This window comes from Cryobacterium gelidum, from assembly GCF_004403985.1.
Lineage (GTDB): Bacteria > Actinomycetota > Actinomycetes > Actinomycetales > Microbacteriaceae > Cryobacterium > Cryobacterium gelidum.
Window position 1 is genome coordinate 77137 of record NZ_SOHL01000025.1, and the last position, 23271, is coordinate 100407.

20 protein-coding genes are annotated in these 23271 nt (G+C 63.1%); 8 read left to right on the plus strand and 12 right to left on the minus strand.

The window, feature by feature from the left end; translation table 11 throughout:
• Both sufD and sufB read right to left on the minus strand, forming a co-directional pair.
• Positions 1 to 1248 carry a Fe-S cluster assembly protein SufD gene (gene sufD, locus E3T50_RS12895; RefSeq protein ID WP_134552416.1) on the minus strand — a complete coding sequence of 416 codons (1248 nt, stop codon included), beginning with the start codon at positions 1246 to 1248 and terminating at the stop codon, positions 1 to 3.
• The gene (sufB, locus tag E3T50_RS12900) at positions 1249 to 2667 is read right to left on the minus strand and encodes a Fe-S cluster assembly protein SufB (protein ID WP_134552418.1); all 1419 of its coding nucleotides are present in this window, start codon (positions 2665 to 2667) and stop codon (positions 1249 to 1251) included. It lies immediately after the preceding gene.
• Positions 2668 to 2963: 296 nt separating this feature from the next.
• Here sufB and E3T50_RS12905 point away from each other — a divergent pair, with 296 nt between their 5' ends.
• Together E3T50_RS12905 and E3T50_RS12910 are read left to right on the plus strand one after the other, a co-directional pair.
• On the plus strand, positions 2964 to 3944 hold the full coding sequence (locus E3T50_RS12905) for a COX15/CtaA family protein (protein ID WP_241990914.1): 981 nt from the start codon (positions 2964 to 2966) through the stop codon (positions 3942 to 3944).
• A 301-nt stretch (positions 3945 to 4245) separates the two neighbouring features.
• A complete protein-coding gene (locus E3T50_RS12910; protein WP_134552420.1) occupies positions 4246 to 4833 on the plus strand; it encodes a hypothetical protein in 588 nt (195 codons plus the stop codon).
• Positions 4834 to 4901: 68 nt separating this feature from the next.
• On the opposite strand, the gene E3T50_RS12915 is transcribed toward E3T50_RS12910, so the two are convergent.
• A complete protein-coding gene (locus tag E3T50_RS12915) occupies positions 4902 to 5822 on the minus strand; it encodes a heme o synthase (protein WP_134552422.1) in 921 nt (306 codons plus the stop codon).
• Positions 5823 to 6149: 327 nt separating this feature from the next.
• Between E3T50_RS12915 and tkt the strand changes: the two genes are divergently transcribed.
• From tkt to pgl, 6 genes are all read left to right on the plus strand, one after another.
• A complete protein-coding gene (gene tkt / locus E3T50_RS12920; protein WP_134552424.1) occupies positions 6150 to 8243 on the plus strand; it encodes a transketolase in 2094 nt (697 codons plus the stop codon).
• Positions 8244 to 8356: 113 nt separating this feature from the next.
• A complete protein-coding gene (tal, locus tag E3T50_RS12925) occupies positions 8357 to 9484 on the plus strand; it encodes a transaldolase (protein WP_134552425.1) in 1128 nt (375 codons plus the stop codon).
• Positions 9484 to 11085: a glucose-6-phosphate isomerase gene (locus E3T50_RS12930; protein WP_134552427.1), complete on the plus strand. Its 1602-nt coding sequence runs from the start codon at positions 9484 to 9486 to the stop codon at positions 11083 to 11085. Before tal ends, E3T50_RS12930 begins: the two co-directional genes overlap by 1 nt.
• Before the next feature lie 123 nt (positions 11086 to 11208).
• A complete protein-coding gene (zwf, locus tag E3T50_RS12935) occupies positions 11209 to 12750 on the plus strand; it encodes a glucose-6-phosphate dehydrogenase (protein ID WP_134552429.1) in 1542 nt (513 codons plus the stop codon).
• The gene (locus E3T50_RS12940; RefSeq protein ID WP_134552431.1) at positions 12747 to 13709 is read left to right on the plus strand and encodes a glucose-6-phosphate dehydrogenase assembly protein OpcA; all 963 of its coding nucleotides are present in this window, start codon (positions 12747 to 12749) and stop codon (positions 13707 to 13709) included. The genes zwf and E3T50_RS12940 overlap by 4 nt, the downstream gene beginning before the upstream one ends.
• A 2-nt stretch (positions 13710 to 13711) precedes the next feature.
• Entirely contained in the window at positions 13712 to 14497 is a 786-nt protein-coding gene (pgl, locus tag E3T50_RS12945) for a 6-phosphogluconolactonase (RefSeq protein ID WP_134552483.1), read from the plus strand.
• Between the two features lie 76 nt (positions 14498 to 14573).
• On the opposite strand, the gene E3T50_RS12950 is transcribed toward pgl, so the two are convergent.
• The 9 genes from E3T50_RS12950 to uvrC all read right to left on the minus strand — a co-directional run bounded on the left by E3T50_RS12950 (position 14574) and on the right by uvrC (position 23269).
• Positions 14574 to 14942 (minus strand): RNA polymerase-binding protein RbpA, encoded by a 369-nt coding sequence (locus tag E3T50_RS12950; protein WP_092107849.1) that lies wholly within the window; start codon positions 14940 to 14942, stop codon positions 14574 to 14576.
• A 146-nt stretch (positions 14943 to 15088) separates the two neighbouring features.
• Positions 15089 to 15340, minus strand: a complete 252-nt coding sequence (secG, locus tag E3T50_RS12955) for a preprotein translocase subunit SecG (protein ID WP_092107845.1) — start codon at positions 15338 to 15340, stop codon at positions 15089 to 15091.
• Between the two features lie 131 nt (positions 15341 to 15471).
• Positions 15472 to 16272 carry a triose-phosphate isomerase gene (tpiA, locus tag E3T50_RS12960; RefSeq protein WP_174844758.1) on the minus strand — a complete coding sequence of 267 codons (801 nt, stop codon included), beginning with the start codon at positions 16270 to 16272 and terminating at the stop codon, positions 15472 to 15474.
• Positions 16263 to 17477, minus strand: a complete 1215-nt coding sequence (locus E3T50_RS12965; protein ID WP_134552433.1) for a phosphoglycerate kinase — start codon at positions 17475 to 17477, stop codon at positions 16263 to 16265. Before E3T50_RS12965 ends, tpiA begins: the two co-directional genes overlap by 10 nt.
• Before the next feature lie 10 nt (positions 17478 to 17487).
• Positions 17488 to 18495, minus strand: coding sequence for a type I glyceraldehyde-3-phosphate dehydrogenase (gene gap, locus E3T50_RS12970; protein WP_134459258.1), 1008 nt, complete (start codon positions 18493 to 18495; stop codon positions 17488 to 17490).
• Positions 18496 to 18591: 96 nt separating this feature from the next.
• Positions 18592 to 19218, minus strand: a complete 627-nt coding sequence (locus E3T50_RS12975) for a superoxide dismutase (protein WP_134552435.1) — start codon at positions 19216 to 19218, stop codon at positions 18592 to 18594.
• Between the two features lie 124 nt (positions 19219 to 19342).
• Positions 19343 to 20332 (minus strand): DNA-binding protein WhiA, encoded by a 990-nt coding sequence (gene whiA / locus E3T50_RS12980; RefSeq protein WP_134459254.1) that lies wholly within the window; start codon positions 20330 to 20332, stop codon positions 19343 to 19345.
• Positions 20333 to 20416: 84 nt separating this feature from the next.
• Positions 20417 to 21292, minus strand: coding sequence for an RNase adapter RapZ (gene rapZ / locus E3T50_RS12985; RefSeq protein WP_134459252.1), 876 nt, complete (start codon positions 21290 to 21292; stop codon positions 20417 to 20419).
• Positions 21293 to 21364: 72 nt separating this feature from the next.
• Positions 21365 to 23269 carry an excinuclease ABC subunit UvrC gene (gene uvrC, locus E3T50_RS12990; protein ID WP_134552436.1) on the minus strand — a complete coding sequence of 635 codons (1905 nt, stop codon included), beginning with the start codon at positions 23267 to 23269 and terminating at the stop codon, positions 21365 to 21367.
• Positions 23270 to 23271: the final 2 nt, after the last annotated feature.

Here is a 23271-nt window from a genome sequence, read left to right on the forward strand (position 1 = left end):
TTACTTGTCGTCCGTTCCAATAAGTTCCGCTTCGATTGCGAGCTGCAATCGAGCTTCGAGTTCGGGGGAACCAATCTGCTGCACGACCTCGGTGAGGAATCCGCGCACGACGAGTCGCCGCGCTTCCTCCTCGGTGATGCCGCGAGCCTGCAGGTAGAACAGCTGCTCGTCGTCGAACCGTCCCGTGGCGCTGGCGTGACCGGCCCCGACGATGTCGCCGGTTTCGATCTCCAGGTTGGGGATGGAATCAGCGCGGGTACCCTCGCTGAGTACTAGGTTGCGGTTCTGCTCATAGCTGTCGGTGCCGGCAGCCTTGTTGCCGATCAGTACATCGCCGATCCAGACCGTTCGTGCGTCCTGGCCTTGCAGGGCCCCCTTGTAATTGACCCGGCTGCGGCTCTTCGGCGCGTCGTGGAAGACGTAAACCTGCTGTTCCAGGTGCTGCCCGGCATCCGCGAAGTACAGCCCGAGGAGCAGCGTATCGGAGCCGGGTCCGGCTAGACGCACCGAGGGGTTGACCCGAACGATGCTGCCGCCCAGGGAGACGACGACATGCTTGAGGCGGGCGTCACGGCCGACGGATGCGAAATGGTTGGCCAGGTGCACCGCCGAGTCATCCCATTCCTGAAGCGAGACGACCGTGAGATTCGCGGACTCGCCGAGGATGATCTCGACGTTTTCGCTGAGCCGAGCCTCGCCCGTATTTTGCAGGATCACCGTGGCCTGGCTGAACGGTTTGGCCTCGATGATCGTGTGGGCGCCGCGGGCGGAGTTGCCGAGAACCGATCGCGTGACCGTGATCTCCTTGGCTTCCTCGCCGCTCACCGTGATGGCGAGAGCCTCGTCGAACGCCGACCAGGCGTTCGCGGCTGCACGTTCTTCCGGCAAACCAGCGGTGCCGATGCGGGCATCCGTTCGGGGTACCCACTCGACGGAGATATCCGCTGCCGGGGTGGACTCGACCTCGTAGCGGGAGCCATCGAGGTCACCGGCCGTGAGGTCGCTGAATTTTCCGACGGGCGAGTGCTTCCAGACGGCTTCGCGGCCGGTGACGGCCTCGAAATCGGTCACGTTCACGCTCTTGAAACGGTCCGAGCGGGTTTGCACCGGCACGTAGCCGAAACGACCGTCGGAATGTTCCTTGATCCCGTGCTGGCCGGGCGACAGGGTGGACGAACCGGCAACGGGTGTAGATGGTGCGGGCACAGTTTTTGAAGCGCTCTTCGAAAGCGCTGAAGCGGCGGACATTTAGCCGACGGATCCTTCCATGCCCATTTCAATGAGCTTGTTGAGTTCGAGGGCGTACTCCATCGGGAGCTCCCGGGCGATCGGTTCGATGAATCCACGAACGATCATGGCCATGGCTTCGTCTTCGGGCATGCCGCGACTCATCAGGTAGAACAACTGCTCTTCGCTGACTCGGGAGACGGTGGCCTCGTGGCCGAGCTGTACGTCGTCCACACGGATGTCAATGGACGGGTAGGTGTCAGAGCGCGACTGAGTGTCGACCAAGAGAGCGTCGCAGCGCACGGTGTTGGCGGAGTGGTGTGCGGAGGCGTCTACCCGGACTTCACCACGGTACCCGCTACGCCCGCCACCGCGAGCGATGGACTTGGAGACGATCGACGACTGCGTGTACGGCGCCATGTGGATCATCTTGGCGCCGGCGTCCTGGTGTTGGCCCGGCCCAGCGAATGCCACCGAGAGGGTCTCGCCCTTGGCGTGCTCACCCATCAGGTAGATGGACGGGTACTTCATGGTGACCTTGGAACCGATGTTGCCGTCGATCCATTCCATCGTGGCACCTTCGCCGGCCGTGGCCCGCTTGGTGACAAGGTTGTAGACGTTGTTCGACCAGTTCTGGATGGTCGTGTAGCGAACGCGGGCGTTCTTCTTCACGACGATCTCGACGACGGCGGAGTGCAGCGAGTCGGACTTATAGATCGGGGCGGTGCAGCCCTCGATGTAATGCACGTAGCTGCCCTCGTCGGCGATGATGAGCGTGCGCTCGAACTGGCCCATGTTCTCCGTGTTGATGCGGAAATACGCCTGCAGGGGAATCTCCACGTGCACGCCGGGCGGCACGTAGACGAACGATCCACCGGACCAGACGGCCGTGTTGAGCGCGGCGAACTTGTTGTCACCGGAGGGGATGATGGTGCCGAAGTACTCTTCGAAGAACTCCGGGTGCTCTTTGAGCGCCGTGTCGGTGTCCATGAAGATAACGCCCTGGGCTTCGAGTTCTTCGTTGATCTGGTGGTAGACCACTTCGGACTCGTACTGGGCTGCGACACCGGAGACGAGGCGCTGGCGCTCTGCTTCGGGGATGCCGAGCTTCTCGTAGGTGTTCTTGATGTCGTCGGGTAGGTCGTCCCAGGTCTGGGCCTGCTTCTCTGTGGAACGGACAAAGTACTTGATGTTGTCGAAGTCGATCTCGGACAGGTCGGCGCCCCAGGTCGGCATGGGCTTGCGTTCGAACAGCTGCAGGGCCTTCAGGCGACGCTGCAGCATCCAGTCCGGCTCGGATTTCAGGTTCGAAATGTCCGTGACGACTTCGGGGGAAATGCCACGGCGCGCAGATGCGCCGGCCTTGTCAGAATCGGCCCACCCGAATTCGTAGGTGCCAATCCCCTCAAGGTCGGGACGGTCTAGCAGGACATCCGACATATTTACCTCTTCTCTACCCAGCACAACCCGGATATTAGTCCGGTGATTCCCGGGCGACCTCAGTGGAGACCACGGGGAACGGGTTGTGTGGACAGCTACGTTGCGTACCTAGAATGTTCATAGAGACAAAATGAACCCGAGCCGGTCAGTGCCCTTTCGGGTTCCGTCCGGTTCCGGTCGACATCGTGCAGTCACCATGACCGTACGAAAGATCTCCATGGAAGTTCCGATTCTACAGGTTGATCAGCAAGATACGCGTGCTTGCCGGTTGATTCACATTTGCACAAGGAACAATCATGAAATACGCGATCATGAGTAAGACAGTGGGAGCAGAACCGGTGAATTCCATATACCAATGGTTACCCAGCGCTATTGACACACGTATTCGGGTGGTTGCCTGGCTGTCCCTGGTGAGCGAGATAGTGATCGTCGGCACCGGTGGCGCAGTACGCCTCACCGGCTCCGGACTCGGCTGCCCGACCTGGCCGAACTGCGTCGCAGGTTCGCTCGTGCCGTCGCAGGAGATGGGCCTGCACGGTGTCATCGAGTTCGCCAACCGTTTGATGACCGGACTGATCGGAATCATTGCGATCGCGGCTGTCGTTCTGCTCTGGCGTATGCGCAAGGAGCGCAAGGACCTGTTCGTCCTCGCCGTGATTCTCGGCGGTGGCGTTCTCGCCCAGGCACTCGTCGGCGGCGTCACCGTGTTGACCGGACTGAACCCCTTCATCGTTGGCTTCCACTTCACGGTGTCACTCATCATGGTTTGCCTGGCGACCGTGCTCGTGCACCGGGTCTATCTCGCACCGGGGCCACGTGCCCTGGTCGTTCCGGTCGGCTTCGCCGGGCTGGCCCACGCCACCAGCTTCGTCGTCGCGCTGACCGTGATGATGGGCGTGCTGACGACCGCCTCCGGACCGCACTCTGGTGATGCCGCCGCGGGACGCACGGGCTTCAACGCTGAATTGCTGCAGCACCTGCATGCCTGGCCGGGCTACGCGACGCTGGTCTTGACGATCGTGCTGCTCGCGGCATCCGTTCGTTCCAAGCTGCCGGTTCGTCCGTTCATCGTCACGCTGTTGCTGATCGAACTCGCGCAGATCGCGATCGGACTGCTGCAGGCAAACCTCGGCTTGCCGCCGGTGCTTGTGGGCCTGCACATGGTGCTGGCCTGCGTCCTCGCCGCAGCGATGACCGCCGTCGTGCTGAACCTCAAGGCCCCGGCCGGCGTTACAGCCGACCTGCCTGCGGCCGAGCACGAGCGCATGCTCGGCTGACTGGAGCAGCCGTGGCCCGGTGATCAACCGGGTGTACAGGTTGCCCATCATGACGACCCGGGCACCAGAGTTGGAAGCGGCGGAAATCGTCGCATCGAAAATCGGCGTCCAACGGGCGGCCCAGTCGGTATGGGGCGGATTCGTGCACAGAAAGATGTTCGACACACCCACGGCTGCTCGGATAAACGCGGCCGGATCACTCGCATCGAGCACCTGGACGGTAGCGCCGACAGCTGCACGGCCGCTGTCGAATTGCCGCGCCGCTCTCCCCCCACAGACATCGCCGGTGTACTCTCCCTACATGCATCTCGCTCCGGGAGCCAAATGGAAGCCGTCAGACGATGCGGCGCGCCTCGTCCTGTTCGGTCCGCCGGTGTTTGGCTTCGTGCCGCAACCGCGTATTCAGGAACGTGGCTGGAGCTGGTACGGCAATCACGGACGCACGTTGGAAGCACAGGCGCACTACTGGCTCGCCGACCCAGCGGGCAATTTCTGGTTCGAGGACTCCCCGGCCGGTCCGGTCGGAATCGCCGAACTGCGCGGATTCGTTTTCACGGATGTGCCCGGCTCCACCAATCGCGGTGGCGACCCGACCAGGGACGCGCTCAATCAGCACCTGCAGTACATCGTGATGAACTACGCCAAGAACCCCTACGAGTTCGGGTCGGAATTGTGGGCTAACCGGCACACGCAGCAGCAGTCCGAGATCGAGCTCGCCATGGCACACCGGTCGAACCTTATCGTCGACGACACGCTCCTGCCTGCCATCACCGTCACGGCGTGCGATTTCACGGCCACCGGGATGAGCCTTTCCGGGCGCGTGGTCACGGTCGTGATTCATTCGGCCGACATCGGCAAGATCGACACCCGACTCATCCGACGGGTGTAGCTGCGGTGCTCAGGAGGCCAGCACACTCAGAGCGACGCGAGCAGAACGGCGCGTGCAGAGCGGCCCGCTCAGAACGGCAGAAGCGGATCGACTCCGACGGCCACGAAGAGCAGGGTCAGGTAGGCGATCGAGCCGTGGAAGACGCGCATCGGTGACACATGCTCGTGCCGAATCGCCAGGCTGTACAGCCGGTGCGTCTCGTAAATGAACCAGCCGCCGGTGACCAGGGCGGTAAAGCTGTACAGCAAGCCCATGTCTGCGATCGGGATCAATAGCAGCGAGCAGGCGACGGTGGCCCAGGCATAGAGGATGACCTGCAGCCCGACCTGAGCACGACCTCGAACGACGGCAAGCATGGGCACTCCGGCGGCCTGGTAGTCGCTGCGGTATTTCATCGACAGTGGCCAGTAGTGCGGCGGCGTCCACAGGAAGATGATCATGAACAGGATGACCGGGGGCCAGGACAGGTCGCCGGTTACCGCGGCCCACCCGATGAGGACCGGCATACAACCCGCCACACCGCCCCAGACGATGTTCTGCGGGGTGCGACGTTTGAGGATGATCGTGTAAAACACGACGTAGAGCAAAATTGCACCGAACGACAGCGCGGCGGCGAGCCAGTTTGTCAGCAACCCCAGCCACAGAATGGATGCTGCGCCCAACGCCCAGGCAAAGATCAAGGCTTCACGGTCGCTGAGTTCTCCGGTAACCAGCGGACGATTCTTGGTGCGCTTCATGAGACGGTCGATATCGCGATCGAGGTAACAGTTGAACGCACCTGCGGAACCCGCACTGAGCGATCCGCCGACAAGCGTCGCCAGGATCAGCCAGAGGCTGGGGATCCCCCGTTCGGCGAGCAGCATTGTGGGAGCGGTAACTACCAGAAGTAGTTCGACGACTCGCGGTTTCGTCAGGGAAACGTAGGCCTTAAGGGTGCGCTTCAGTGTGCGCGGTCCGCTCCGGACCGGGGTCTTCAGGGCGACGTCCATTAATCCTCTAACGCTAGGCAAGTCTTCCCATTCTAGGACACCCCCCGACAGATCCACCGACGCCAAATGACGAGCGTGCTTCCATGTAACGTCATACGACTCGTGCGTTCGTACAGGGTTCTCTATACTTGGACTGTTCCCCATCCTTTTTTTGGTACTTCAGCGCGCACCTCTTGGTGGCCCGGTATCAAAAAGTTGAGGGCGCCATCCAGTGGCGGCTCGTGGAAACGAAAAAACCAGCAGGTTTCGATTTCTATACGTGTGACGATAACTAATGGGCGGTTGACGACAACTCGCCCTCTTCGTTTTATAGAAGGGCCAATAGACGTGGCAGCATTGCAGTGGGATTCCATCGACAACAAAGCGGTCGACACCGCGCGTATTTTGGCGGCTGACGCCGTCGAGAAGGTTGGGAATGGGCATCCGGGCACCGCGATGAGCCTCGCACCTGCCGCTTATCTTCTGTTTCAGAAGATCATGCGCCGTGACCCGTCTGACAATGAATGGATCGGTCGCGACCGTTTCATCCTCTCGGTCGGCCACAGCTCACTGACCCAGTACGTTCAGTTGTATCTCGGCGGCTACGGCCTCGAGCTCGAAGACCTCAAGGCTCTCCGCACCTGGGGATCCAAGACCCCCGGCCACCCGGAATACGGCCATACCGATGGCGTCGAAATCACCACCGGCCCGCTCGGCCAGGGACTCGCCTCGGCGGTGGGGTTCGCCTATGCGTCACGCTTCGAGCGTGGCCTGTTCGACCCGGATGCCGCCTCCGGCTCGAGCCCCTTCGACCACTTCGTATACGTCATCGCCGGCGATGGTGACCTGCAGGAAGGCCTGACGAGCGAGGCATCCTCCCTCGCCGGCCACCAGCAGCTCGGCAACCTGATTGCGATCTACGACAGCAACCAGATCTCGATCGAGGACGACACCAACATCGCCTTCACCGAGGACGTCGCCGCTCGCTATGCCGCCTACGACTGGCACGTGCAGACGGTCAACTGGAAGAAGACCGGCTCCTACGTGGAAGACGTCGCCGAGTTGAACGCGGCCATCGAGGCCGCTCAGAACGAAACCGGCAAGCCCAGCCTGATCATTCTGAAGACGATCATCGGCTGGCCGAGCCCGAAGAAGCAGAACACCGGCAAGATCCACGGCTCAGCCCTCGGCGCGGAGGAACTCGCCGGCGTCAAGACCGTTCTGGGCTTCGACCCGGAGAAAACTTTCGACGTTGCCCCCGAGGTCATCGCACACACCCGCCTGGCCCTCGAGCGTGGCGCGACACAGCACGCCGAATGGACCGTGCAGTTCGATGCCTGGGCTACGGCTAACCCCGAACGCAAGGTTCTGCTCGACCGGGTGCTCTCCGGCGACCTGCCCGACGGCGTCGACGAGGCCCTCCCGGTTTTCCCCGCCGACACCGCGGTTTCGACCCGTGCCGCGTCCGGTAAAGTGCTCACCGCCCTCGGCGCTGTCATCCCCGAACTGTGGGGCGGCTCGGCCGACCTCGCCGAATCGAACAACACCACTATCGGCGGCGCAGCTTCGTTCATCCCGAGCGAACACTCCACCGGCGAATGGACCGGCAACTCGTATGGCCGGGTGCTGCACTTCGGCATTCGAGAGCACGCCATGGCCGCCATCCTCAACGGAATCGTGCTGCACGGCAACACGCGTCCGTTCGGCGGCACCTTTCTCATCTTCAGCGACTACATGCGCCCCGCGGTGCGTCTGGCCGCGCTCATGAAGGCGCCGTCGATCTTCGTCTGGACCCACGACTCCGTCGCACTCGGCGAAGACGGCCCCACGCACCAGCCGATCGAACAGCTGGCGACCCTGCGAGCCATCCCCGGGCTCGATGTGGTTCGTCCCGGCGACGCCAACGAAACGGCCTGGGCCTGGAAGACCATTTTGGAACGCCGGGGCGGTCCGGCCGGCATCGCCCTCACCCGCCAGAACATTCCGGTGTACGAGCGCGGCGAAGGCGCAGCATCCGCTGAAACCTTTGCCTCAGCGAAGAACGTGGCCCGCGGCGCGTACGTGCTGGCCGAAGCCGCAGGCGGAACGCCGGACGTCATTCTGATCGGTACCGGCTCCGAGGTGCAGCTCGCCGTTGACGCCCGCGCCCAGCTCGCCCTCGAGGGCATCCATGCCCGCGTGGTGAGCGCGCCGTGCCTGGAGTGGTTCGAAGAGCAGAGCAGCGAATACCGCGAATCGGTGCTCCCAGCCGCGATCACCGCCCGCGTGTCGGTCGAGGCTGGCCTCGCGCTGACCTGGCGTGGCTACGTCGGCGATGCGGGGCGCAGCATTTCAATCGAGCACTTCGGGGCATCCGCTGACTATCAGACGCTGTTCCGCGAATTTGGGATCACCACCGAGGCCGTTGTGGCCGCCGCCAGGGAATCAATCAACGCTTCCTGACGTTGCCCCAAGTACGGGGTCAGAGCCACGTCTCACAACATCACCCAACTTTTCCTCTCCACACATCGCATCAGCCAGCTGCCTGACAGCAGCACTACCAGGAGATTTCCACCATGACAAACCCCACGCCCCTCGCCGAGCTCTCCGCAGCCGGCGTTAGCATCTGGCTCGACGACCTCTCCCGTGAACGCATCAATTCCGGCGGACTGCAGGACTTGATCAAGAACAGCAACGTCGTCGGCGTAACCACCAACCCGACGATCTTCGCCGGCGCCCTCGCCAAAGGTGAGGCGTACACCGAGCAGGTCGCGACCCTGGCCGCCACCGGAACGAACGTGATCGATGCCGTCTTCGCCATCACGACCGACGACGTCGCCGCCGCCTGTGACATCTTTCGCCCGGTCTACGACGCGACCAACGGTCAGGACGGGCGCGTCTCGATCGAGGTCGAGCCGGGCCTGGCCCGCAACGCCGCCGGAACGGTCGCCGAGGCTCAGAAGCTGTGGACCAAGGTCAATCGTCCCAACGCCATGATCAAGATCCCCGCAACGGTCGAGGGCCTCGAAGCCATCACGGCGACTATCGCCCTCGGCATCAGCGTCAACGTCACGTTGATCTTCAGCCTGGAGCGTCACCGTCAGGTCATCAACGCGTACCTTGCCGGACTCGAGAAGGCCAAGGCTGGCGGCATCGATCTCTCCACAATTCATTCGGTTGCCTCATTCTTCGTCTCGCGCGTCGACTCCGAGATCAACGCCCGCCTCGAAGCGATCGGCACCCCGGAAGCCCTCGCGCTCAAAAGCAAGGCCGGCGTCGCCAACGCGCAGCTCGCCTACCAGGTGTACGAGCAGGCGTTCGGCAGTGAGCGTGCGCTTGGCCTGATCAAAGCCGGCGCCACCAAGCAACGCCCGCTCTGGGCCTCGACCGGCGTCAAGGATGCCAGCCTGCCTGACACCCTCTACGTGACGGAACTGGTCGCCCCCGAGGTCGTCAACACGATGCCCGAGAAGACCATGCAGGCCGCCGCCGACCACGGCGTCATCCCGGCCGACTCGGTCACCGGATCCTACGCCGCGGCAAACGCAGTGCTCGACGCGTTGGCAGCCCAGGGTGTCTCCTATGACGACGTGACCCGCCTGCTCGAAGAAGAAGGCCTGTCGAAGTTCGAGGTGTCCTGGAACGAACTGCTCGACACCGTGCAGACGGCCCTCACAGCCGCGTCGACTACGTCGGCTGTCTGATGAGCTTCCGCATCTCGGTTAGTGGCGCCGCGGCCGACGCCGTTCGCGCTACGGTGCCCACCCTGGTCACGGATCTCGTCGCTTCCGGAATCACGGCCCAGGACCCCGCTCTGTGGGGGCCGGAGGTCGAAGCTGAAGCCGCGTTGCGCCTCGGCTGGACCGAATCCGTCGCCGTGTCACGCCCGCTCGTGGCCGAGATCGTCGAGCTGCGAGCCACCTTGCAGGCCCGCGGTGTCACCCAGATCGCGCTGGCCGGAATGGGCGGATCGTCGCTGGCCCCCGAGGTCATCACCCGCACCGCCCACGTGAGTCTGACGGTGCTCGACGCAACCGACCCCGGCCAGGTGCTCTCCGCGCTCAACGACAACCTGGCCGGTACGGCCCTCGTCGTCTCCTCCAAGAGCGGCTCCACCGTCGAAACCGACAGCCAGCGCCGTGTGTTCGAACGTGCGTTCCGAGCGATCGGTATTGATCCGGCCGAACGCATCATCGTCGTGACCGACCCGGGGTCGCCGCTCGAGGCATCCGCACGAGAAGCCGGCTACCGCGTCTTCAACGCCGACCCCACCGTTGGCGGACGCTACTCCGCGTTGACCGCGTTCGGTCTCGTGCCGTCGGGACTGGCCGGTGTGGATATCGGTGCGCTGCTCGACGAAGCCGACGCCATCGCGCTCGCGCTAGCCGTGGACTCCCCCGAGAACCCTGGACTCGTGCTGGGTGCGGCAATCGCCGCCACCAGCCCCCGCCGCGATAAGCTCGCCATCGTCTCGGACGGTACCCACATTGTGGGCTTCGCGGACTGGGTCGAGCAACTCATCGCCGAATCTACCGGCAAGCTCGGCACCGGCATTCTGCCAGTGGTGCTGGAACTGGACGCTCCCGAACTGACCGAGGCGCTGCCGGATGTGCAGGTCGTGCGGGTCGTCGCCGACGCCGGCACGGACGTGTTCAGTGAAACTGGCGGCGAAATTCATGTGAGCGGAACCCTGGGCGCACAATTCTTGGTCTGGGAATACGCGACCGTTGTCGCCGGGCGTCTGCTCGGCATCAACCCGTTCGACCAGCCCGATGTGGAGTCCGCCAAGATCGCCACTCGCGGTCTGCTCGATGCCCGCCCCGCGCCGGAGCCGGCCGCGTTCATCACGGATGGTATCGAAGTGCGTGGCACCCCGCACGTCATCGGTGCAGCAAGTGATCTGGGCTCGGCAATCGATGCGCTGCTCGAAGAGCTCGGTACCGACGGATACGTTGCCGTTCAGGCTTACGTGGACCGCCTCGCCCTCCCGGAACTGGCCGATATTCGAAATAAGCTCGCCGCGCTGTCGAAGCGTCCGGTGACGTTCGGCTGGGGACCGCGCTTTCTGCACTCCACTGGGCAATTCCACAAGGGTGGACCGGCGAACGCCGTATACCTGCAGATTCTGGCTACCCCGGCGGAGGATCTCGATATTCCCGAGCGCCCCTTCACCTTCGGTGAGCTCATCCAAGCGCAGGCCAGCGGCGATGCGAGCGTGCTCGCCGAGCACGGGCGCCCCGTGCTGACGTTGACTCTGACGCAGCCCAAGCAGAACATCTCCGCTCTTTTCCACGCTCTGGCTTAGCTGGATTTAGTTCCTCGCCGGTGCTGCCCACGAGGAACTTTCCAGCTGAACGTACTAACCTCTTCGCAGCATTCCCGTGTTGTGTCTTCCAATCTTTCTGCACAATCCCGTTGAAGGAGCTGCATGTCCCCGGTGGAAATTACTCCGGATTTTAATCCGCTCAGGTCCCCCTCCGACTACCGTCTGAATCGCATTGCCGGGCCCTCAAGTTTGGTCATCTTCGGCGTCACCGGTGATCTTGCGCGCAAGAAACTTATGCCCGCGGTCTATGACCTCGCCAACCGGGGGCTGTTGCCTCCCGGTTTCGCCCTCGTTGGCTTTGCCCGCCGGGACTGGGATAACCAAGACTTCATGCAGGTTGTGCATGACGCCGTAAAGGAATACGCCCGTACCGAGTTTCACGAGGACGTCTGGGCTCAGCTGGCCGAGGGAGTTCGTTTTGTTTCGGGCACCTTTGACGACGATGAGGCCTTTACGCGCCTCAGCGAAACGATAGCCGAACTCGACCGGGAGCGGGGAACGATGGGCAACCATGCCTTCTACCTTGCCATTCCGCCAAAAGCATTCCCCCAAGTCACCGAACAGCTGCGCCGTTCAGGCCTGGCCGAGCAGGAGAATGGCCAGTGGCGCCGCGTCGTCATTGAGAAGCCGTTCGGCAGTGACCTCAAGACGGCACGAGAGCTCAATGACGTCGTCGAGTCGGTCTTTCCGCCGGACTCCGTCTTTCGGATCGACCACTACCTCGGTAAGGAGACGGTGCAGAACATTTTGGCGCTCCGCTTCGCCAACGAAATGTTCGAACCGCTGTGGAACGCCAACCACGTCGAACACGTGCAGATCACCATGGCCGAGGACATCGGTGTGGGTGGCCGTGCCGGATACTATGACGGCATCGGCGCCGCGCGCGATGTGATTCAGAACCATCTACTGCAGCTGCTCGCTTTGACGGCGATGGAAGAACCGATCTCATTCGACGCCGCCGATCTGCGTGCCGAAAAGGAAAAGGTGCTTGCCTCGGTGCGGCTGCCCGCCGACCTGGGCACCGGCACCGCGCGGGGCCAGTACGCCGGCGGGTGGCAGGGCGGCGAAAAGGTCGTTGGTTTTCTTGACGAAGACGGCATGAACCCGGAATCAGTCACCGAGACTTACGCCGCCATGCGTTTGACGATCGACACGCGCCGCTGGGCTGGAGTGCCGTTCTACCTGCGCGCCGGTAAACGCCTCGGGCGTCGCGTCACCGAAATCGCCGTGGTCTTCAAACGCGCCCCGCAGTACCTGTTCGCGCCCGGGCAGACGGCGGAACTCGGCCACAACGCCCTGGTTATTCGGGTACAGCCCGATGAGGGCGTCACGATCCGGTTCGGATCGAAGGTGCCGGGGGTGGGCATGCAGGTTCGCGACGTCACCATGGACTTTGGTTACGGCCACGCCTTCACCGAGGCGAGCCCTGAAGCCTACGAGAGGCTTATCCTCGACGTACTCCTCGGCGACCCTCCCCTGTTCCCCCGTCACGAAGAGGTCGAGCTGTCCTGGAAAATTCTTGACCCGATCGAAGAATACTGGGCCACGCAGGGGCAGCCAGAGCAGTACCGCCCCGGAACATGGGGCCCCACATCCGCTGATGACCTACTGGCCCGCGACGGCCGCACCTGGAGGCGACCATGATCGTCGATCTGCCCAACACGACAACCGCGAAGATCTCGAAAGCACTCGTGCGCATTCGGGAGGAGGGCGGAGCTGTCGCTCTCGGTCGGGTGCTGACTCTCATCATTGCTTCGAATCTTGGACGCGAGGAGGAGGCCATCGAGGCCGCTAATGATGCTTCGCGTGAGCATCCGATGCGCGTTATCGTCGTCTCAACCCGGGAAGAGATGTCGTCTTCGGCGACTCCCGAAGCACGCGTCGACGCAGAAATCAGGGTCGGTGGCGACGCCGGAGCAAGTGAGGTCATCGTTTTGCGTGTTTACGGTGATGCCGCGAACGATCCGGAAAGCCTGGTGACCGGGCTGCTGCTCTCAGATGCTCCCGTCGTGGCCTGGTGGCCGGGGACAGCGCCGGCCGTTCCGAGCGATTCCCCGCTCGGACGCATCGCCTATCGCCGGATCACTGATGCGTCCGCGCAGGCCGATCCGCAAGCGGCTCTGCACCACCTTTCCGGAAGTTATCAACCCGGTGATACCGATTTCGCGTGGACCCGCCTGACGCTGTGGCGCGCTCAACTTGCCGCGGTGCTGGACCAACCGCCGTATGAGTCGATCACCGGGATCAGGGTCACCGGTGCTGCGGCATCTCCATCGACGACACTCTTGGCTGCGTGGCTGCAAATGCAACTCCAGGTGCCGGTGGAGTGCGAGCTCACCGCTGGCCCGCAGACCAACGGTGTGCACGGTGTGCACCTCACACGGACGTCGGGCATAATTTCACTCGAACGCGAAGTACCCGACATCGCGACGCTCAGCCAGCCGAATCAGCCAACACAGGATCTCACCCTGAAACGTCGCAGCCTGCGCGACTGCCTGGCCGACGAACTGCGTCATCTTGATTCCGATGAGCTGTATGGTGAAGTCATCACGCGCGGCCTGCCGCAACTTCTTGGCGTGGTGACCCAAGGGACCGGAGTATGACCGTGACGAACGAACGACGTGTGCTGGTGCATCAGAACAGGCAGGCACTGGCCGGGTCGGTCGCAGCACGCTTCCTGACCAATATGGTGGATGTGCTCCACGAGCAAGACATAGCCCATGTCGTGCTCACCGGAGGGTCGGTCGGAATCGCGGTTCTGGAGGCTATCAACGAGTCGGCTGCACGGGACACCATTGACTGGTCGCGGGTAAATTTCTGGTGGGGCGATGAGCGGTGGGTTCCGCGCGCGGACCGTGAACGCAATGAGTTACAGGCACGTGAAGCGCTCCTCGACCACGTGGACGTTCCCCAGAAGAACATTCACGCGTTCGGCGCCTCGGATGACCACATCGATGCCGACGCCGATGCGTTGGATGCAGCAGCCGCTCGTTACACGGCGGAGCTGCTCGCTCATGCCCCGAAAGGCGAGCAGTACCCGCGTTTTGACGTGACTTTTCTCGGGGTCGGACCGGACGGACATGTTGCGTCGCTCTTCCCGCACCGATCGGGTATTCGTGAGCGCGCAGCCAGTGTGGTTACCGTGCGCGACTCCCCCAAACCGCCGGTCGATCGTTTGTCGCTGACGCGACCCGTCATCAACTCGTCCAACCGCGTGTGGCTGGTTCTTGCGGGATCGGATAAGGCGTCGGCACTCGGTCTGGCCCTCGCCGGTGCGAGCCGAGACGAGGTTCCTGCCGCGGGAATCAAAGGTCGCTACCGTACGGTATTCTTCGTGGACAACGACGCGGCCGCCCAGGTACCGGAAAGCCTTATCGCGCCGGCCTACTAAGCGCACCCCGCGCGGACTGACGCCCCAAAAAAACACCGGCTCTCGAATCGAGAGCCGGTGTTTCTCAATCAACGCCTCAGTTCGTGGGCGACAGCTTACCGCGACGAACTCGCAACTGATTGAGCGCTTCTTCAAGGAGCGACTCTGCTTCTTCTTCGGTACGACGCTCTTTGACGTACGCCAGGTGCGTCTTGTAGGGCTCAAGCTTCACCACAGACGGCGGATTCTCTTTGTCGCGGCCGGCCGGAAGCCCAGACGATGGGCAATCGATGGTGACGGGGATCTCCTCGTCGGGGAGGCTCGCGGCAAAGTACCTGACGGTCTCATTGCCGAGTGCATCCCAGTAGGAGACCTTGATGCGGTCCGCGTGAAATCCGCGGTCCTGCTCGCCCATGGGGCCCGCGCCTACACGTGAGCCACGAATTGCGCTGCCGCCTGATGCCATCTTGTTCCTCCGTTGACTCGTGCAGTTCTGCGCTGCAGATTCGAGCAATTGTTGGTGCTGCTGTTAGGGGTGCTGCTGTTGACGGGGTGTGCGGGTGGAAAACTCTGCCCCGAGAAACTCAGGGTAACTCCGCACGGTGTGAAAAGTTAAGCCCCGGTGTCAAACTTGGTGATCAATCCGAGCACGACGATGCACGAGATCCACAGCAGGCCCAGAATAATGGTGATGCGGTTGAGGTTGCGCTCCGCAACCCCCGACGCTCCGAGGTTAGAGGTTACGCCGCCGCCGAACATGTCGGACAACCCACCACCCCTCCCCTTGTGCAACAAAATGAGCATGGTGAGCAGGAGGCTTGTTATACCAACGAGCACCTGCATGACGACCTGGAGAATCTCCACACGAAACCTTTCAAAACACGGTGGGCGCGACTCTAGCGCCCAGACCATCGTAATTATACCCTCCATGCACGAGCGAGGCGATTGCCGCGGGGCAACCACCTCACTGTACGCAATGGGAGGAACGCGTCGGTTTAGAGGCCGACGTGCTTGTGATAGCGAATAATGCTGGAGAACTCCGGAATATCCAGGCTAGCCCCGCCGACCAGGGCACCGTCAACGTTGGGCTCCCGCATGAATGCGGCAATGTTGCCGCTCTTCACCGAGCCACCGTAGAGGATGCGCGTCTTATCGGCTACGTCCTGACCGAGCGTGTCAGCGAGAACGCCGCGGAGCGCGGCGGCAACCTGCTCGGCCTGCTCCGGCGTGGCGGCCTGACCCGAGCCGATGGCCCATACCGGCTCGTAGGCCACGACGATGTCGGCCGCGTGGGTGACACCGGCGAGGGCGGCACGGAGCTGAGCGACCGGAACAGCGCTCGGACCGGCTATGGCGAGATCTTCCGCGCTTTCCCCGACACAGATCAACGGCACGAGGTTGTGCTTGAGCGCGGCGGTCACCTTGGCGCCGACCTGCTCATCCGTCTCATTGTGCAGGGTTCTCCGCTCGGAGTGCCCGATGATGACGTACTGGCATTCCAGCTGGGCCAGGAAAGCACCCGAGATCTCGCCCGTGTAGGCTCCAGAATCCGCAGCCGACAGGTCTTGCGCGCCGAACGCCAGCGGCAGCTTGTCGGCCGAAACCAGCGTCTGCACGCTGCGCAGATCGGTGAACGGCGGGAAGACCGCGACCTCGACGGCGGTGAAATCGTGCCCGGCGTCCTTCAGATTCCAGGCCAGCTTCTGCACGAACGCGATCGCCTGGAGGTGGTCCAGGTTCATCTTCCAGTTGCCCGCAATCAGCGGTGTACGCCGAGGGTTGATGTTCACTGCCATCCGAGGACCTCCAGTCCTGGCAGGCGCTTGCCTTCGAGAAATTCGAGGCTCGCGCCACCGCCGGTAGAAATATGACCGAATTGGTCATCGGTGAAACCGAGAATGCGCACGGCCGCGGCGGAGTCTCCGCCACCGACCACGCTGAGGCCGGTGACCTCGGTGAGAGCAGCGGCCACCGTGCGGGTGCCCTCCGCAAAGGGAGCGAGTTCGAAGACACCCATTGGACCGTTCCAGAACACTGTCTTGGACGCTCGAATAGTCTCAGCGAACGCTTGCGCTGTGTCCGGTCCGATGTCCAAGCCGAGTCCGGCCGCACCGAACGGGGTGTTCTCGATGCCGTCGGCCGGTGTGATCACGTGTTCAGCATCTGCACCGAACTTCGACGCCACGACGACATCGGTCGGCAGCACGATCTTGACACCGAGACGTTCCGCGTCGGCCAGGTAGCCACGGACCGTGTCGATCTGATCGCTCTCCAACAGGCTGGCGCCGACCTTGTGCCCCTGGGCGGCCAGGAAGGTGAAGAGCATACCGCCGCCGATGAGCAGGGAGTTCACCCGGGGAAGCAGATGTCCGATCACGCCGAGCTTGTCGCTGACTTTCGAGCCACCGAGGATGACCGTGTAGGGCGCCTCGGGCTTTTCGGTGAGGCGATCGAGCACGTCGAGTTCGGCCGCGATCAGCAGACCGGCAGCGCTGGGTAAAAGGGACGCGAGATCGAACACGCTCGCCTGCTTGCGGTGCGCGACTCCGAATCCGTCGGACACGAGCGCGTCGCCGAGCCGGGCGAGCTGCTGGGCGAACGCGAGCCGCTCGGCATCCGCCTTGCTGGTTTCACCGGCGCTGAAGCGCAGGTTCTCCAGAACGACGATGTCGCCGTCCTGCAGGGCCGCGACCGCTTGGGTAGCGGACTCACCGACGGTGTCGGTGGCAAACGCCACTGGGTGATCCACCAGTTCGCTCAAGCGAACGGCAACCGGCTTCAGGCTGTATCGGGTATCAACGACCCCGTCAGGGCGCCCGAGGTGAGAGATGATCACCACGCGGGCGCCCTGAGCCACGAGGGCGTTGAGGGTGGGCAGTGACGCCCGCACTCGTCCGTCGTCGGTGATCTGACCGTTCTTCAACGGCACATTCAGGTCGAAGCGGACAATAACCCGCTTGCCGCCAAGCGGTCCGAGCGAGTCAATCGTGCGTAACGTCACCGCGCGGCCGTTAGAGTCGCTCGGCGACGAACTCGGTGAGGTCGACGAGGCGGTTGGAGTAACCCCACTCGTTGTCGTACCAGGAAGCGACCTTGACCTGGTCACCGATCACCTTGGTGAGTCCGGCGTCAAAGATCGAGGAGTGTGGGTCGCCGACGATATCGCTTGAGACAATCGGGTCTTCGGTGTAGCTGAGGATGCCCTTGAGGGGGCCATCCGCTGCAGCCTTGTACGCGGCGTTGACTTCTTCGACCGTTACCGGGCGGGAGGCCGTGAGGGTCAAGTCGGTGATCGAGCCGGTCGGAACCGGAACGCGCAGGGCGTAACCATCGAGCTTGCCGACACTCTCCGGGATGACGAGGCCCAGGGCCTTGGCGGCGCCGGTCGACGTGGGAATGATGTTGAGCGCGGCGGCGCGGGCTCGACGCAGATCGCTGTGCGGGCCGTCCTGCAGATTCTGGTCAGCAGTGTACGCGTGGATGGTCGTCATGAGGCCACGCTCGATGCCGAAGTTGTCGAGGAACACCTTGACGAGCGGCGCGAGGCAGTTCGTCGTGCAGGACGCGTTCGAGATGATGTCGTGGATCGCCGTGTCGTAGGTGTCTTCGTTCACACCGAGCACGAGCGTCGCGACGTCAGCACCCGTTGCGGGAGCCGAGACGATGACCTTCTTGGCGCCGGCCTGGATGTGCTTCTGGGCGTCGACGGCCTTCGTGAAGCGGCCGGTCGATTCGATGACGATTTCCACGCCCAGCGCGCCCCAGGGCAGGTTGGCCGGGTCGCGCTCGGCGAGTACCTTGATGGGCTTGCCGTTGACGACGATGCTGTCCCCGTCGACCTCGACGGTGGCGTTCAGTCGGCCGCCGACGGAGTCGTACTTGAGAAGGTGCGCGAGCGACGCGGGGTCGCTGAGGTCGTTGACGGCGACAATTTCGATGTCGCTGCCCTTGGCGAGGGCCGCTCGGAAGTAGTTACGACCAATGCGGCCGAATCCGTTGATGCCGATCTTTACGGACACAAATAGCTCCTGTTGCTGAAAAGGCGCCGGAAGGCGCGATGAAAAGAATGCGGAAGGACAACGGCGGTGCCCCGTATCGCTCGGGGCACCAACCGGCTACGAGAGTAGCAGCAGTCCGTTCGTCTTCTCGCGAGCGACGGTGAAACGCTCCTGGACGTTTGCCCAGTTGACGATGTTCCAGAAGGCCTTGACGTAGTCGGCGCGCACGTTGCGGTAGTCGAGGTAGTAGGCGTGTTCCCAGACATCGAGCATGAGAACCGGAACGGTTCCGGCAGCGAAGTTGGACTGCTGGTCGAAGAACTGCTGGATGATCAGGCGCTGCCCGATGGAATCCCAGGCGAGGACTGCCCAGCCGGAACCCTGCACGCCGAGTGCGGCCGCAGTGAAGTGTGCCTGGAACTTGTCAAAGGAACCGAAGTTGTCATCGATTGCCGCAGCGAGCTCGCCGACGGGCTTGTCGCCGCCGTTCGGGGACAGGTTGGTCCAGAAGATGGAGTGGTTGACGTGGCCGCCGAGGTTGAAGGCGAGATCTTTTTCCAACTTGTTCACGTTGGCGAGGCTTCCGCTGTCGCGGGCCTCCGCGAGCTGAGCCAGTGCTGTGTTGGCCCCGGTGACGTAGGCCTGATGGTGCTTGCCATGGTGGAGTTCCATGATGGTGCCGCTGATGCTGGGCTCGAGAGCCGCGTAGTCGTAATCAAGGGTGGGGAGGGTGTATTCAGCCATTACTTATCTCCTTGTGAGTTGTGCCGCCGCATCGAGTGCGGCGGCGTTGTAAGCGACGATTTAGTCTACTCGCGGGCGTTGCGAGCCACAGAATTCGTGTCGGCGCGCGTCTGCGGGTGCGACGTCAGAGGGGTGCAAGGTCATCGGGGTGGACCGGGTACTCAACGTCGGTTCCTTCGATGCCGAGCTCGACCGCTTTCTTGTCGGCCATGGCGAGCAGGCGTCGAATTCGGCCGGCGACCGCGTCTTTGGTCATCGGCGGCTCGGCGTGGTGGCCGAGCTCGTCGAGGCTGGAGTCGCGAAAATTAAGACGCAGGTCTCCCGCATAGCGCAGATGTGTGGGGATGTCCTCGCCGAGGATGTCCATGGCCCGCTGCACCCGGGCACAGGCGGCGACAGCCGCCTCGGCGGAACGACGCAGGTTCGCGTCGTCGAAGTTGACCAGGCGGTTTGCCGTGGCGCGCACCTCGCGGCGCTGACGCAGAGTTTCCCAGTTGAGCACCGTGTTGGTGGCGCCCATATGCACCAGCATCGCGCCGATAGCGTCGCCGTCACGGATAACGACGCGGTGTACCCCGCGGACTTCGCGCGCCTTGGCCGCAACACCGAGGCGTCCGGCCGCTCCGACAAGCGCCAACGCAGCCTCGTTGCCGGGGCAGACCACCTCCAGCGCCGCCGAGCGGCCCGGATCGGTCAGGGTGCCGTGAGCGAGGAACGCGCCGCGCCAGACGGCGGCGATCTCTTCCTTCGAGCCCGTGGTCAGACGGTTGGGCAGACCACGGATCGGTCGACGACGGGCATCCAGCAGGCCGGTCTGACGCGCCAGCGTCTCGCCGCCTTCGATGACCTGTACGAGGTAATGGCTGGACTGACGAATGCCGGTGGCGGCGATGACCTGCAGGGCGCTGCGCACCCCGTAGAGTTCGGCGAGGTCTTTGCGCACCCGTCGCGCCAGGATGGCGGTGTCCAGTTCTGATTCAATCGCGATTCGGCTGCTGATCATGTGCAATCCGCCCGAGAACCGGAGAATTGTGGCCAGTTCGGCCGCGCGCACGGTGGTCTTGGAGACCTCCACGCGCGAAAGTTCATCTTTAACGTCGGCGGTGAGTGCCAATCGCTTTTCCATTCTCTTGATCAGTTGCGTGAGGTCTAAGTGGTAGAAGCCCGGCGAAGTAGCGGAGGCTGCTCCCGGGCTCGCTTATTCGCGTCCGAGGTCGCGGTGCTTGATATTGACCACAACACCGGGAAGCTTTTCCAAGCGGGATGCCAGCTCTTTGGCCATGGCGACGGAGCGGTGCTTGCCTCCGGTACACCCGATGCCGATGGTGGCATGGCGTTTGTTTTCCCGCTGGTAGCCAGCCAACACGGGAGCCAGGGCGGCGGCGTAGTGGTCGATGAAATCGAGGGCACCAGTTTGGGCAAGTACAAAGTCTCTCACCTCCGGGTCGACGCCGGTGTGTGCGCGCAACTCGGGGATCCAGAACGGATTCGGCAGGAAGCGGGCATCCGCGACCAGATCGACGTCGGTCGGCAGGCCATATTTGAAGCCGAAGCTCATGATGGTCAGCTGCACACCCGCGCTGCCCTCGGCCGCAAACCGCTCGGTGATCGTCGTCGCCAGCTGGTGCACGTTCAGGTCGGACGTGTCGATGACGAGGTCGCTGGACTCCCGCACGGCGAGCAGTCGGGACCGCTCCGCCGCGATGCCGTCAAGAAGGGTGCCGTCGCCCTGCAGCGGATGCGGGCGGCGCACGGATTCGAAACGACGTACGAGCGCGTCATCGCGCGCTTCGAGAAAGATGACCTGCACCTGGGTGCCGCCGCGCAGCTGCTGCACGGTCTCCAAAAAGTCACCGAACAGGTCGCGCCCCCGAATATCGACGACCGCTGCGATTCTGGGCAGGTTGGTGCCGGCCCGTTCGACCAGATCGACCAGGGGCCGCAGCATTTGCGGCGGCAGATTATCGACGACATACCAGTCGAGGTCTTCCAGCGCATTGGCTACGGTGGAGCGTCCCGCCCCGGACATTCCCGTGACGATCAGCACTTCCTGCTTGTCGGGGTCCGTAGTCATTCTTGGAAATCGCCTTAATGAGAAGTTGGTGGATGCTCAAGCCTACCCAGCGCCGGGGGGTTCAGATTTCGTTCAGGCGCGCAGGTGGGCGTGGACCGACTCGGCCAGCACCGGGCCGATGCCGCGAACATCCGCTATTTCGGCGGCCGAGGCGACCTTGAGCCGCGCAACCGACCCGAAATATTGTAGCAATACTTTAACCCGGGCCGGGCCGAGTCCGGCGATTTCACCCAGAATCGAGGAAATATCCTTCTTGCGTCGAATCCGCTGATGTGTGATCGCGAACCGGTGTGCTTCATCGCGGATGCGCTGGATGAGAAATAGCGCGTCGCTGTTGCGGGGCAGGATCACCGGATAGTCGGAGTCGGGCAGCCAGATCTCTTCGAGCCGCTTAGCGATTCCACAGAGTTGGATGCCGGTGACGCCCGACTCGGCGAGTGCGCGTCTAGCGGCGGCGACCTGCGGTTGGCCACCATCAACGATGAGCAGGTTCGGCTGGTACTTGAACTTGGCGCGCTTCTGCTCTCCCGGTGCGATGTCGGTCAGGTCGGTCTCGGCCGCCACATTTTCGGAGGCCGCATCCGCGTGGACGGACTCGGGTTTCAGGTAGGCGAGCCGTCGGGTAAGGATCTGATAGATCGAGTCGGTGTCGTCGGTTGATTCGGGGATGTTGAACCGCCGGTATTCGTCTTTGCGGGGCAACCCGTCTTCGAAGACCACCATGGAGGCGACGATATTGGTGCCGCTCAGGTGCGACACGTCGTAGCACTCCATGCGCAGCGGCGCGGCCGGCATTTCGAGGGCTTCCTGGATGTCTTCAAGGGCTTTGGAGCGTGCCACGAAGTCCGAGCTCCGCCGGGTCTTGTAGAGCATGAGCGCCTGCTTGGCGTTGTTGGTAGCCGTCACGAGCAGCGCCGCCTTCTCGCCGCGCTGCGCCGCCACGAGCCGCACCTTGCGCCCCGCCACGTCGGCCAGCCAGGTTTCCAGGGCTTCGGCATCATCGGGCAGTTCGGGCAGCACGATCTCGCGCGGCGGTTTGCTGTCATGGTTGTAGGCCGTTTGCATCATGGAGTCGATGAGCTCACTCATAGTGACATCGAGCTCCTTGTCGACCATCCAACCGCGCACGCCGCGGATGCGCCCGCCCCGGACGATAAACAACTGCACAGCCGCGGCGAGTTCGTCTTGCTCGATGGCGAACAGGTCGATGTCGACGTTGTCGCGCAGCACGACGGCGCTCTTCTCGAGCACGGCGTTGAGCGCGCGCACCTGGTCGCGCCGTTTGGCGGCGATTTCGTACTGTTGGGCGACAGCGGCGTCTTTCATCTCCTGGGTGAGTTCGTTGATGAGCTTCTTATCGTGGCTGCCCATGAAGCTCACGAACTCGTTGACGATTGTGCGGTGATCCTCGATGGACACCAGACCGGAGCAGGGGCCGAAGCAGCGCCCGATCTGGCCGGCGAAGCACGGCTTGCCACTCTGCATCGCCCGCTTGTAGTTGGCGTTGTTGCAGGTACGGATGGGGAATGCCTTGAGCATGAGTTCGATGGTTTCGTACACGGCCCACACCTTGGGATACGGTCCGAAATAACGGGCGCCCTTGATGCCCTCGGTGCGCGTAACAAGGGCGCGCGGAGCCTCATCGGCGAGGGTGACCGCGAGATACGGGTAGGACTTGTCGTCCTTGAACTGAACATTGAACGGCGGATCGAACTCGTTGATCCACATCCACTCGAGTTGCAGGGCCTCGACCTCGGTGCCGACAACCGTCCACTCCACACCCGTTGCGGTGGTCACCATTCGTCTGGTGCGCTCGTGCAGGCTGTGCAGCGGCGCGAAGTAGTTGCTCAGCCGCGCGCGCAGGTTCTTGGCCTTACCGACGTAGAGGATACGCCCGGTCTCGTCCCGGAACCGGTAGACGCCGGGGGTCGTAGGAATCTCGCCCGTTTTCGGGCGATAGCTCAGGGCATCAGACATGG

Excerpts from the sequence above, each read along its gene's own strand:
- E3T50_RS12905 (WP_241990914.1), top strand. The coding sequence starts at position 2,964 with ATGAAATACGCGATCATGAGTAAGACAGTGGGAGCAGAACCGGTGAAT.
- sufD (WP_134552416.1), bottom strand. The coding sequence starts at position 1,248 with ATGTCCGCCGCTTCAGCGCTTTCGAAGAGCGCTTCAAAAACTGTGCCC.
- tal (WP_134552425.1), top strand. The coding sequence starts at position 8,357 with ATGACAAACCCCACGCCCCTCGCCGAGCTCTCCGCAGCCGGCGTTAGC.
- E3T50_RS12940 (WP_134552431.1), top strand. The coding sequence starts at position 12,747 with ATGATCGTCGATCTGCCCAACACGACAACCGCGAAGATCTCGAAAGCA.
- E3T50_RS12930 (WP_134552427.1), top strand. The coding sequence starts at position 9,484 with ATGAGCTTCCGCATCTCGGTTAGTGGCGCCGCGGCCGACGCCGTTCGC.
- sufB (WP_134552418.1), bottom strand. The coding sequence starts at position 2,667 with ATGTCGGATGTCCTGCTAGACCGTCCCGACCTTGAGGGGATTGGCACC.
- tpiA (WP_174844758.1), bottom strand. The coding sequence starts at position 16,272 with ATGGCAGTGAACATCAACCCTCGGCGTACACCGCTGATTGCGGGCAAC.
- uvrC (WP_134552436.1), bottom strand. The coding sequence starts at position 23,269 with ATGTCTGATGCCCTGAGCTATCGCCCGAAAACGGGCGAGATTCCTACG.
- E3T50_RS12950 (WP_092107849.1), bottom strand. The coding sequence starts at position 14,942 with ATGGCATCAGGCGGCAGCGCAATTCGTGGCTCACGTGTAGGCGCGGGC.
- E3T50_RS12915 (WP_134552422.1), bottom strand. The coding sequence starts at position 5,822 with ATGGACGTCGCCCTGAAGACCCCGGTCCGGAGCGGACCGCGCACACTG.
- E3T50_RS12910 (WP_134552420.1), top strand. The coding sequence starts at position 4,246 with ATGCATCTCGCTCCGGGAGCCAAATGGAAGCCGTCAGACGATGCGGCG.
- zwf (WP_134552429.1), top strand. The coding sequence starts at position 11,209 with ATGTCCCCGGTGGAAATTACTCCGGATTTTAATCCGCTCAGGTCCCCC.
- E3T50_RS12975 (WP_134552435.1), bottom strand. The coding sequence starts at position 19,218 with ATGGCTGAATACACCCTCCCCACCCTTGATTACGACTACGCGGCTCTC.
- rapZ (WP_134459252.1), bottom strand. The coding sequence starts at position 21,292 with ATGACTACGGACCCCGACAAGCAGGAAGTGCTGATCGTCACGGGAATG.